The organism is uncultured Veillonella sp. (genome assembly GCF_963543145.1).
Classification (GTDB): Bacteria; Bacillota; Negativicutes; order Veillonellales; family Veillonellaceae; genus Veillonella.
Map to the genome: position 1 here is coordinate 121,224 of NZ_CAUTZP010000003.1, position 12,305 is coordinate 133,528.

Below are 12,305 nucleotides of genomic sequence, written 5' to 3' on the forward strand. Positions count from 1 at the left end.
ATGATGAAAGGTTTAAAAAAGGCAAATAATACCTTGCAAGAGTTCTCTGATCTTGTAGAGTCTAAACAAGTGAGCTCTCATAATCAAAAGAATTTGCGCGTAGGCATTGACCTTGGTACATCATCTATTGTCCTATCCGTAGTAAACGATAAAGGTAAACCTATATATGGTGCCTTTGAATACAACGAATCTATTCGAGATGGCCTTGTAGTTGACTATGTGGGAGCTGTTACGATTTTGCGAGCGCTAAAGGCTAGGGCGGAAGCAGCCTTAGGCACAGAACTTGTATATGCTGCAGCAGCTATTCCACCTGGAACGATAGGCAAGAATAAAGATGTAGTAGGTCATGTTCTTGAAAGTGCCGGTTTTGAAGTAACCCGCATTTTAGACGAGCCTACCGCTGCTGCTAATGTGTTAGGCATCACCGATGGTGCTGTTATTGACGTCGGTGGTGGTGGTACTACGGGCATAAGCATTTTAAAAGATGGCCAAGTTGTATATACCGTAGATGAGCCTACAGGAGGTACCCATATGAACCTCGTAATTAGCAGGGCCTATGGGATTTCCATCCCTGAAGCGGAGGCTTATAAGCGCAATGAAGCAAATAAACGCGATGTATATGCAACCATACGGCCTGTTGTTGAAAAAATGGCAGCTATTTCTAAGCGTGCGTTGCAAGAGGGTGGCTATGAAAAGGGGACTCCTATTGTTGTTGTAGGTGGTGCTTCTAATTTTGAGGAATTCACAAAAACCTTCAGTCAATATATAGGATTGCCCGTAGATAAGCCATTATATCCAGAATTTGTAACGCCCTTAGGGATTGCCATGGGAAGTGAGTATTAATATGGATGCATTAGTTAAACTGGTGCTAGAACGCCTAGAAAAGCGCATGACATCCACTGCTACGTTTATGGTCACAGAGTGCAATAGCTATGATGAACATATATTGTTGCAGAATCAACTCATTTCTTTCAGTGGTATAGATTATGGTCATATACGAGAGTTAATGAGCGATACACTGGTGCCTTGGGTTACCTATTTGCATCGTGCATTAGCCTATGACTGTGAGGTGACAATACGCCTAGCAGTTCCTGTAACCTCGTTGATGAATCCATCAGTCATTCTAGATTGGCCCATCAAATTTCTAGATAAATTTGGTCGTCCTATATATGCTAACCATCAAGCTTGGATAACGGCCTCTTTTGTTAGAGCTTGTGAAAGTCAGTCTATTATCGTCATATATAGGGGACAACGGTTCACCATGGCTGCTCGAGATGAAATCGAGCGCTTAGGTATCACAATAATTGAAGGGAACGAGAAGTATGCAAGTCGGTAAAGTTGTGGGTAGTATCGTATCTACTCAAAAGCATGAATCTCTAAAGGGAATGAAACTGATGATGGTGGACATTCTCGACGGAGAACAAGAGTTGACGGGGCGCATAGAAATCGCCGTCGATACAGTATGTGCTGGTGAAGGTGAATATGTGCTTCTAACTCGAGGCTCATCGGCACGGCATATTTTCGAAGATGATAAAGGCACCGCAGTAGATTGTGCTATTGTGGGTATTATTGATAGTTTTGAAAAATAATTGTATAGGAAATAGCTGGTGCCAGAGTTAAACCTAGTTATTGTGTCACATCATGAATGTATCCTTGATTGTGTACACCGTTAGTTGACATGGTTATTGCATCAGCAATGGAACCTATATGGAGGTTCATGATGGAAAACAATACACAGTTGAAAGAAATGATCCGCTCCATGGTTATAGATGTATTACAGGGGCAAAAGCAAGAACCTGCCTCATCACAACCTATTAAACAAGCGCCTAGAGGTCAAGTTGAGCCAGGTGTATTTGATACGGTTGATGACGCAATTCAAGCAGCAAAAGCAGCGCAAGCGCGTTTTGAAGATTGTACCTTGGCAACCCGTGAAAAGGTAATAGCAGATATCCGTGCTGCTATGCGTCCACGAGTACAAGAGTTGGCTCAAAAAACCGTTGAAGAAACGGGGATGGGGCGCGTTGCAGATAAAGTACTGAAATTAAACCTTACACTCGATAAAACACCGGGCGTAGAAGATCTCGTTACAGAGTGTGAAACTGGTGATAATGGCATGACATTATACGAATTATCTGCTTACGGTGTCATCGGAGCTATTACACCAAGTACAAATCCAGCGGAAACATTAATATGTAATACTATCGGCATGTTAGCAGCGGGGAATGCAGTATTCTTTAGCGTTCATCCTGGTGCTAAGCATCTTAGTCGATTGTTAGTTAGTGAACTTAATCAAATCATCGCTAAATCGATTGGCATTGAAAATCTTATTGTTACACTTCGGGAGCCATCTATTGAGTCTGCTCAAGAGATGATGCTACATCCAGACGTGAGCCTATTGGTTGTTACTGGAGGGCCTGGCGTAGTAAAACAAGCGCTTCAAAGTGGTAAAAAGGTTATCGGTGCTGGTGCAGGAAATCCACCGGCCTTTGTAGATGAAACAGCAGATATTAAAAAGGCTGCTCAAGATATTGTTCTCGGTGCCAGCCTAGATAATAACATTCTATGTATTGCTGAAAAGAGCGTTGTTGCTATGCGCCAAATCGAGCCACAGCTAATTCAAGAAATGGTAAAAGCAGGTTGTGTTCTCGTTGAAAATCAACAAGATATTCAACGTCTAGTTGATTTAACAGTGTTACCGAATGGGACACCAAATAAAAAATTTGTCGGTAAAAATGCAAGCGTCATTCTTGATGCGGCACATATTCCGTACAATGGTGATCCCCGGTTAATTATCATGCGGGCACCTAAAAATCATCCCTTTGCGGTAATTGAAATGTTAATGCCTATATTGCCTGTTGTCACAGTAGATAGCTTTGAGGAAGGTCTCGATGTATGCTTGATGTTAGAAGCAGGCTTACATCATACGGCAACAATGCATTCCTTAAATATGGAACGCCTTAATCGGATGGCCCGCAAAATGAAAACTTCCATTTTTGTTAAAAATGGTCCATCCTATGCAGGGCTTGGTTTTAGTGGTGAAGGTACGACAACCTTTACAATTGCTACACCTACTGGGGAATCGACTACATCAGCGCGCTGCTTTGCACGACGTCGTAGATGTTGTTTAACAACAGGATTTAACATTCGATAGGTGGTGAGCATATGAATAAATGGACTTTTCCAACTCAAATTTATGCAGGACCAGATTCGTTGAATCGTCTTACAGAACTTAATAATGAATCTATCCTCATCATATGTGATCCATTTTTAAAGGATTCACCAAACCTTACGCATGTGACGAGCCTAATGGACAGTAAAAATAAGGTAACTATCTATACAGAGGTAGTACCTGACCCACCGATTACTCACGTAGTAAAGGGCATTGAATTTATGGGAGGTATTAAACCAACTGTTATCATTGCCATAGGTGGGGGTTCCTGCATCGATATGAGCAAAGGGATAGCCTATTTTGGTCGCAAGCTAAAGCATATGGACATCAAATCTTTCATTGCCATTCCTACCACAAGTGGAACAGGATCTGAAGTAACATCCTTTGCTGTTCTTACAGATAGCGAAACACAGATTAAATATCCTCTTGTAGATGATGCGGTATTACCAGATGAAGCTTTATTAACGCCATTATTTGTAAAAACATCGCCACCAAATGTTACTGCTTTTAGCGGTATGGATGTGCTCGTTCATGCGCTGGAGGCCTATGTGGCAACGGCGGCAAATAACTTTACTGACGCATTGGCACAACAAGCGATTGAACTTGTTTTTGAATACTTACCAAAATGCCATAAACCAACAGCTACAGAATATGATCGAATGTCTATGCATGAAGCATCGTGCTTAGCAGGACTTTCCTTTAATCGGGCTGGTTTAGGTATCGTTCATGCTATGGCACATCAATTGGGTGGACAATTCCATGTGCCTCATGGTTTAGCAAATAGTATGCTCTTGCCTTATGTCATCGGATTTAACTGCTCACATAATCCGGTAGTAGCTAAGAAGTATGCCCATTTAGCGGCTAAACTTGGTTTTGCAGCCCATAATTCATCTGAGGCGGATAAATTAGGGGCTCTTATAGAGGCGATAGTTACATTGCAGCATACATTAAATTGCCCAATGAATCTTACAGACTTTGGTGTGGATAAAGCTACATCAGAATCAAAGCTCGATCTTATGGCAGATAGAGCGCTAGAAGACATGTGCTATAGATTTAATCCATATCCTGCTAACCATGAAGATTTGATCAGCTTGTATAAAAAAGTGCTGTGAATCCATATACAACCGATATTAACATAATGTTTTGAAAAGAGACTTTAATAATTTTATTGGAGTCTCTTTTCTTATTTTTTATGACTGTTATCAGTTAATTTAAGTACCGCAAGATACATCTTTTTTCATAGTAAAGTGTTATAATACTCTTTATATCCTATAGCACGTATGATGTTGCAATTCAAATTTAGGCATATTCTTTATAACTCTTTGGAATATAGGGAAACTTAGATTTTAACTGCTTTTGTTGTATAATATATGTAGGATATTTAAAAATTTAGATATTTTCGTGAAAGTGTAATATCCTCATCTAATGTTGAGTTTTACAAGTTAGATGTTTAGTACGTCGTATATGGTATTTTATGATGTGCTGCTTTCACAAAAACGAGTATGATCGATTAGGTGGTCATACGGTTGTTAAAAAGAGAGGTATTTATGCAACACATGCTACGCATGGGGATTGACGTGGGGTCTACAACGGTTAAAGTTGTATTATTGGACGAACACGATAATTATTTGTATAAGAAGTACATACGCCATTATGCAAACATTTTGGACACAGTATATACCTTGCTTCAAGAGGCTCAAGTGGGCCATGAAGATGATCTAGTTCACGTATGTATTACTGGTTCTGGTGGTATGGCGATGGCCGAAAAGGTGCGTATTCCTTTCGTGCAAGAGGTTATTGCTGAAACGCGAGCTGTAAAAGCATTGTATCCTGAAACCGATGTTATTATCGAACTCGGTGGGGAAGACGCGAAGGTTACTTACTTAGGTCAAACTGCAGAACATCGTATGAACGGTTCTTGTGCTGGTGGTACAGGTGCTTTCATCGACCAAATGGCGACTTTATTGCAAACTGATGCATCTGGTCTTAACCAATTGGCGATGAATGCTGATACCATTTATCCAATTGCAGCACGCTGCGGTGTATTTGCTAAAACAGATGTACAAGCTTTGTTGAACCAAGGTGCATCTCATGAAAATATTGCGAAATCCGTATTCCAAGCTATTGTAAATCAAACAATTGCTGGCCTTGCATGCGGCCATAAAATCGAAGGTAATGTGGCATTCCTTGGCGGTCCATTGACCTTCTTATCTGAATTGCGCCAATGCTTCTGTGATACCTTAGAATTGGAAGAATCTCAACGCATCATCCCTGAAAATGGTGAATTGTTCATCGCTTTAGGGGCGGCATTGATGAAAGATGAATGCCGAGAGATTACAGTTGGTCAATTGACAAAGGAAATCGGTGCTCTTATCGGTATTCCTATGGAAGCTACAGACCGTGTAGATCCGCTGTTTAAAAATGAACAAGAATTAGAAGAATTCCGAGCTCGTCATGCTAAGGCGGTAACGCCAAAAGCAAATATTGAGGATGCTCAAGGCCCTTGTTACCTTGGTATTGATGCTGGTTCCACTACACTTAAAGTAGTGCTCATCAACAGCGATAAGGAAATTATCTTCTCTCACTATGGTCCTAACCATGGTAAACCATTAGAAAAATCTCGTGAAATTATCGAGCAAATTTACACATTATTGCCTAAAGGTGCGTATATTGCGCACTCTGGCGTAACAGGCTACGGCGAAGCCTTTCTTAAGCGCGCCCTTGGCATCGATATCGGTGAAGTAGAAACGATGGCTCACTATCGTGCGGCCCGCTTCTTCTGCCCTGATGTATCCTTCATCTTGGATATCGGTGGTCAAGATATGAAATGCTGTAAGGTTCGCGATGGTTACATTGAAGATATCGTATTGAACGAAGCTTGCTCATCTGGTTGCGGTTCCTTTATCGATACCTTCGCATCTGGTCTACGCATTCCTATCGACCAATTCGCGAAGGAAGGTTTGTTGGCACCCTTGCCAATCGACTTAGGCTCTCGTTGTACTGTATTCATGAACTCTAAGGTTAAGCAGGCTCAAAAAGAAGGGGCTACCGTACAAGATATCGCAGCAGGCCTTGCGTATTCTGTAATTAAAAATGCCCTTTACAAGGTTCTTAAGGTAAAAGACCCTAAAGAATTGGGCGATCATATCGTTGTACAAGGTGGTACATTCTACAATGAATCTGTTTTGCGTGCCTTCGAAAAATTGATGGGCGTAGAAGTAATTCGTCCTGACGTATCCGGCTTGATGGGTGCATATGGTATGGCTCTTCTTGCTGCTGAAACAGCTGAAGAGTTGCAAAAGGGTAATAGTACTTTGCTCGATAGCGAAGGCCTTAATTCCTTACAAGTTGCTACGACAATGCGCAATTGTGGACTTTGCTCCAACAACTGTATGCTTACAATCAACGCATTCTCCGATGGTCGTACCTATGTAACAGGTAACCGTTGTGACCGCGGTGCGGGCGGTATGATTCAAGAGGAACGGAAACCAGTTCCTAACTTGGTAGATGTAAAATTACGTCGTTATTTCGACTACTACTTGAAGAAAAATATTCCAGAATTCGAAGGTAAAATGCGCGTTGGTATTCCTCGCGTTCTCAACATGTATGAGGATTTCCCATTCTGGTTTACATTCTTCAATACGCTTGGCTATGAAGTAATCCTTTCAGATTACACAACAAAGGATCAATATAATAAGGCTATCGATACGATTCCATCCGATACAGCTTGCTATCCAGCAAAAGCGGTTCATGGTCATATTCGAGATCTTGCGAATGCACAGGTAGACTTTGTTTGGTATCCTTGTGTTCAACATGGTCCTAAGGAATTTAGTCGCGACAATAATTACCATTGTCCAATGGTTATTTCCTATCCAGAGCTTATCAAAAATAACATGCAAGACGTGCTTGGAGATACACCGTTCCATGCACCATTCTTGCCATTGGCTGACAAGAAATCTCTTGTTCCTGCTCTTGTAAAAGCATTGGATTTCTTGAATCTTAAGAAGAAAGATATTGCTAATGCCGTAGAAAAAGCGTGGGAAGAACAAGAAAATTGTAAAGCTTCTTATCGTGAAACAACAAAGAAAACAGTATCTCGCCTCGTAGCAGAACAAATTCCTACTATCGTATTGGCTGGTCGTCCATATCATTTGGACTCTGGTATCAACCACGGTATTCCTGAGCTCATTACATCTCTTGGTATGGCAGTTCTTACTGAGGATGGTGTAGCACCTCTCGGTAATGATATCAAGCATTTGCGCGTTGTAGACCAATGGTCCTACCATAGCCGTTTATATCGCGCTGCTGAATTCGTAAGCAGAACAGAAGGATTCCAAATTGTAGAGCTTAACTCCTTTGGTTGTGGTCTCGACTCTATCGTAGCAGATCAGGTAAAAGATATACTTTCAGCAAACCACAAAATTCATACCTTACTCAAAATTGATGAAGGTACAAACCTTGGGGCCGTTACGATTCGTCTGCGCTCCTTACAATCTGTAATGGAACGTAGCTTGCGTCATCATAATAATCCAGAGGCACCAGAAGTGGTGGAAGAACAATTGCCAACCTACGATTACAATCGTGTGGTGTTCACTGAGGAAATGCGTAAAACCTATAAAATCTTGGTGCCACAAATGTCACCATTACATTTTAGCCTCTTAGATCCAGTCCTCAAAAATGAAGGCTATAACTTTGAAATGTTGCCAGCGCCTACACGTGATGATATTGAAGTGGGCCTAAAATACATCAATAATGATGCATGTTACCCAGCAATCATCGTTGTAGGTCAGCTCATGGCGGCCTTATTGTCGGGGAAATATGACGTAGAAAAAACGGCTGTTATCATCTCTCAAACAGGTGGCGGTTGCCGGGCTACAAACTACATTGGCTACTTGCGTAAGGCTTTAATTGACGCTGGTATGAAACAAGTACCAATCTTATCTCTCAATGCGAGTGATATGGAACGTCAACCAGGATTTAAATTGACAAAAGGTTTCTTACATCGCATGATTCAAGCCGTTGTTTACGGTGATGCTCTTATGCAATGTGTATTGGCTACCCGTCCATACGAAACTAACCCAGGCTCTACAGATGCATTATGTGATTACTGGATTAAAAAATTACAGCAAAACATTACATCTGCAAGCCTTCGTCAGTACAATAAATACATCAAAGAAATTATCCATGACTTTGATAACTTGCCAGTTAATAAAGACGTACAAAAACCTCGTGTTGGTGTAGTAGGGGAAATTTACGTTAAATTCCATCCTAGCGCTAACAATCATATCAATGAACTCATTGAAAAAGAAGGTGGGGAAGTTGTTACATCTGGCTTATTAGACTTCTTCTTGTACTGTGCAATGGATAGTACATATCGTGCTAAACATCTTGATGGTACATGGCTATCTGGTTTCTTTGGTACATTGGCGCGTGAAGCCCTTGAACTCTACCGCTTACCATATGCTAAAGCCGTAGCGGCGTCTAAAAACTTTGATCCTCTACAACGTATGACAGAAGTAGCAAAAGAAGCGGCTCAATTCATCGGCCTTGGTAACCAATGCGGTGAAGGTTGGTTCCTCACAGGCGATATGATTGACCTTATCGAAAAAGGTGCCAAACAAATCGTATGCTTGCAACCATTTGGTTGTTTGCCAAACCACGTAACAGGTAAAGGTATGGTGAAAACACTATCTGAGGCCTACCCAGACGTGCGCATTGCGGCAATTGACTACGATCCAGGCTCCAGTGCAGTAAACCAAGCAAACCGGTTAAAACTACTACTATCGACAATGTTTGAATAAGAGTGCTCCGTTATATTTTCAATGGGGCCCCATGACAACTGTATAATACTAGTATAGAAAAAACACAGCCCTCTCTTGGCTCAGTACGGCGCTACGCTTCGTAAAATCGCTGCAGAGAGGGCTGTGTTCTTTTCTATTTACGCTAGTTATGAAGACGTCCCATTGAAAATATAACTAGTGCAAAGAAGGGCAGAAGTGAGGCGATGTGGCTATGCCACATTTCCTTTTACTACAATCAGTTGAGCCGGTGCTTCCCATTATTGTGCTTAGCCGATTGGAGGAAAGATATAGCCATCTTAGATATATTAAATATAGTTCCGCAATGGGACGCCTCCAAAGCAATTGTTAATATAAATAGAATCCCTCTTTCCGAAGCGATTTTACGGAACGTAGTGACGTTCTGAGCAAGGAAAGGGGGATTCTATTTATATACCTAAATTATTCTGTTGTAGTAGGGCCCCATTGTGGAACTTTCACTAATATAAAATAAGGCTATTCTTTTTCTACCAATCCATACAAGCACAATAAGGAAAGCGCTGCACATACTAGCATTGTAATCCCCATTGGTACACCCGTATATTCCCCACCAATACCAACGAGTGGAGATACGATGCCTGCAGAGAACATGCTCGCAAAGCCTAGTACTGCAGAGGCGCTACCTGCCATTTTGCCATATTTAGTCATAGCCATTGAGAAGGAGGCGGAACCGAATAGAGATACTGTACATACAGTAAAGAATAAAATTATTGTTACTGGAATGAGAGACCATTCAAAAATCATGGATACTAAGAATAGTAAAGAGCCAATTGTAAGTTGCCATAGGCTGAAGGTAAGTAATTGTTTAGATGTTATAACATTACTAAGACGGCTGCTAATGGCACTGGCTAAGATAATACCGCAGCTATTGATACCAAAGAGGTAACTAAATTCCTGGGCAGAAAGTTGGAAAATATTTTGGTATACAAAGGATGAACCTGAGATATACGCAAAGAAAGCGCCGAAAGCAAAAAATTGAATTAAAGATTGTCCTAGAAAAGGTTTATCTTTGATTAGTGTAAGGTAGTTTTTGGTAGCCGTAGCAATGCCGCCAGTAACGCGTTTTTCCTTTGGTAAGCTTTCACGGAAAATAAGAGAACCTACGAATAGAATAGCAGAAAATACGGCTAAGATTATAAAGATAACGCGCCATGTGGTAAAAAGAAGTAGTTGGCCACCTATTAAAGGTGCAATTACAGGTGCGAGGCCATTGACCATCATGAGCAAAGCAAATAATTTAGTTAGTTCTTGACCAGACGCAAAGTCTCGAGCGATAGCTTTAGCTATAACTACCCCTACAGATCCGGTTAAGCCTTGTAGAAATCGACCTAGTAAAAGTATTTCGATGGTAGGTGCATAGGCGCAAATAATGCTAGCAATAACGCATAGTAAGTTACCTACAACAAGTGGCATTTTACGGCCCATTGTATCACTTATAGGGCCACCAAATAATTGACCTAAGGCAACGCCAAAGGTCATCACACCTATAGTCATTTGAATATTAGATGCGGTTGTATTGAGTTCACCAGGCATAATTGGTAAGGCTGGCAAATAAAGATCTGTTGCGAGCGGTGTGATAGCTGTTAATAGACCGAGAAAAACTACCATAATAAAGGAGACCTTGGTAGAACTTTCCTGTGTCATAGAAACCTCCTGTACTTAAAATAGAGAATAAAAAAGTCTGCGAATCGCATTTCGCAGACTGCATTTAATTTTTTGTTTTAACAAGAAGTATTGTAACACGACTGAAACATAAATTCTATAGATTTTTTGTGAAAGTTTTTTCTAATAATTGGAGTATTAAAGAACAAAGATATTTAGAAGAATTATAATATTATATATTAAAATTTTTTGCTTAATTGTAGAATGAAATTGAACAAATAAAAAATCCATAGTGAACCTTGTGTTATGAGTTAGGTGTCTAATCAAAATATAACCGAGGTAATCACTATGGACTACAATAATCATAACACGACATTACGCGCAAACAAACACTTAAACTTTGAAGAACGATTTTATTTAGAAAAGAGAATCGTTCTAGGAGATAGTATTACTGCAATTTCACGTGCACTTGGACGTTCCAGAACAACTATTTATACAGAATTAAAACGTGGTACTGTAATTCAAATTCGACAAGGTAAATCTCAACTTGTATATTTAGCTGATTCTGGACAATCAACATATGAAAGACAACGTGTGGGCTCCTTTAATACCATGAGAGTTGGCGCTATAGAATCTTTTATAAATTGGATTGAAAGCAAGGCTCTGGATGATCATTGGTCCTTTGATGCTGCTGTTGGATATGCTAAAAATAAGCGAGAACTTGGAAAATCCATAGAGCTTCGCGATCCTAATATTGAAACGCGCGAGGGATTCGGACAATGGGAACGTGGATCGAACGAAAGGCATAATGGTTTACTTCGTAGATGTATACCGAAGGGAATGTCAATAAAAGCCGTTTCAGAAGAAACTATTCAACGAACACTTAAATTTGCCACGCAAGATTCTAAATTTTAGAGCTCCCTTGGATGGCTTTCTTAAAGAAGTTAATAAAATTATAGATTTGGATATTCTTCGATTTCATATTGCAATTTGAGTATAAAATATTTAATATATGTCTAAGAAGACATCTATAATATGGCTGGTTTTAATATTTATTAAATCAAAAATATAAGCTTGACATATAGTATTATTACATGGTAACATAATAGTAATCTAAAATTTACAAATGTAAATATTGTTAATTGTATAAAGGAGTTCATTATGAAGAAATTTATGAAAACAATGGTGTTAGCTGCTATTGCAGCAGTTGGCGTTACTGCATTTGCATCTGCTCAAGGTGTTACTGAACAAGAGGCGTTAAATAGTGCATTAGCACGTGTGCCTGGTGCAACAGCAGCTAATGTAACTAACTTCAATCGCGATTATGATAATGGTCGCTTAGAATATGAAGGTGAAATTAATTACAATGGCCATGAATACGACTTTGAAATCGATGCAGCTACAGGTAACTTCACTAAATGGGATGTTGATCGTAAGTGGTTTAGATAGACACTATTGCATTAAATTAATAGCATTAAATAAGGGGCTGTAACAGAATGCGGTTTTACCGGATTCTAGTTGCAGCCCCTTTAAAATAGGTTCTCTGTCAAATGTTGGGGTGTTCACCCCACGAGTCTTCTTTGGCACCAATCATACGTATGGTTGGTGCCATTCTTTTTGCTCAAAAGTAGAATACGTACTCTAAGGGTTATAGGACAAAAAGTGTTGCTATTTCAGTCCCAAAGATTGGTAAATAA

Annotated in this window: 9 protein-coding genes; 8 read left to right on the forward strand and 1 reads right to left on the reverse strand. The window is 40.2% G+C overall.

Annotation, left to right across the window (positions count from 1 at the left end; all coding sequences use genetic code 11):
- The 6 genes from eutJ (at position 1) to RWZ05_RS02855 (ending at position 8,970) form a co-directional block, all read left to right on the forward strand.
- A complete protein-coding gene (eutJ, locus tag RWZ05_RS02830; protein ID WP_314641916.1) occupies positions 1–843 on the forward strand; it encodes an ethanolamine utilization protein EutJ in 843 nt (280 codons plus the stop codon).
- A 1-nt stretch (position 844) separates the two neighbouring features.
- Positions 845–1,336: a PduM family microcompartment protein gene (pduM, locus tag RWZ05_RS02835; RefSeq protein ID WP_314641918.1), complete on the forward strand. Its 492-nt coding sequence runs from the start codon at positions 845–847 to the stop codon at positions 1,334–1,336.
- Entirely contained in the window at positions 1,323–1,589 is a 267-nt protein-coding gene (locus tag RWZ05_RS02840; RefSeq protein WP_024066335.1) for a EutN/CcmL family microcompartment protein, read from the forward strand. The genes pduM and RWZ05_RS02840 overlap by 14 nt, the downstream gene beginning before the upstream one ends.
- A gap of 131 nt (positions 1,590–1,720) precedes the next feature.
- A complete protein-coding gene (locus RWZ05_RS02845) occupies positions 1,721–3,151 on the forward strand; it encodes an aldehyde dehydrogenase EutE (RefSeq protein ID WP_314641920.1) in 1,431 nt (476 codons plus the stop codon).
- 11 nt (positions 3,152–3,162) lie between these two features.
- Positions 3,163–4,281 carry a 1-propanol dehydrogenase PduQ gene (locus RWZ05_RS02850; protein WP_314641921.1) on the forward strand — a complete coding sequence of 373 codons (1,119 nt, stop codon included), beginning with the start codon at positions 3,163–3,165 and terminating at the stop codon, positions 4,279–4,281.
- 435 nt (positions 4,282–4,716) lie between these two features.
- Positions 4,717–8,970 carry an acyl-CoA dehydratase activase-related protein gene (locus tag RWZ05_RS02855; protein ID WP_314641923.1) on the forward strand — a complete coding sequence of 1,418 codons (4,254 nt, stop codon included), beginning with the start codon at positions 4,717–4,719 and terminating at the stop codon, positions 8,968–8,970.
- A gap of 492 nt (positions 8,971–9,462) precedes the next feature.
- Here RWZ05_RS02855 and RWZ05_RS02860 read toward each other — a convergent pair whose 3' ends face one another.
- The gene (locus RWZ05_RS02860; RefSeq protein WP_314641925.1) at positions 9,463–10,650 is read right to left on the reverse strand and encodes a multidrug effflux MFS transporter; all 1,188 of its coding nucleotides are present in this window, start codon (positions 10,648–10,650) and stop codon (positions 9,463–9,465) included.
- Between the two features lie 306 nt (positions 10,651–10,956).
- On the opposite strand from RWZ05_RS02860, the gene RWZ05_RS02865 reads away from it, so the two are divergent.
- Positions 10,957–11,523: a helix-turn-helix domain-containing protein gene (locus tag RWZ05_RS02865; RefSeq protein WP_314641927.1), complete on the forward strand. Its 567-nt coding sequence runs from the start codon at positions 10,957–10,959 to the stop codon at positions 11,521–11,523.
- A 246-nt stretch (positions 11,524–11,769) separates the two neighbouring features.
- Entirely contained in the window at positions 11,770–12,057 is a 288-nt protein-coding gene (locus tag RWZ05_RS02870) for a PepSY domain-containing protein (RefSeq protein ID WP_314641929.1), read from the forward strand.
- Positions 12,058–12,305 lie beyond the last annotated feature (248 nt).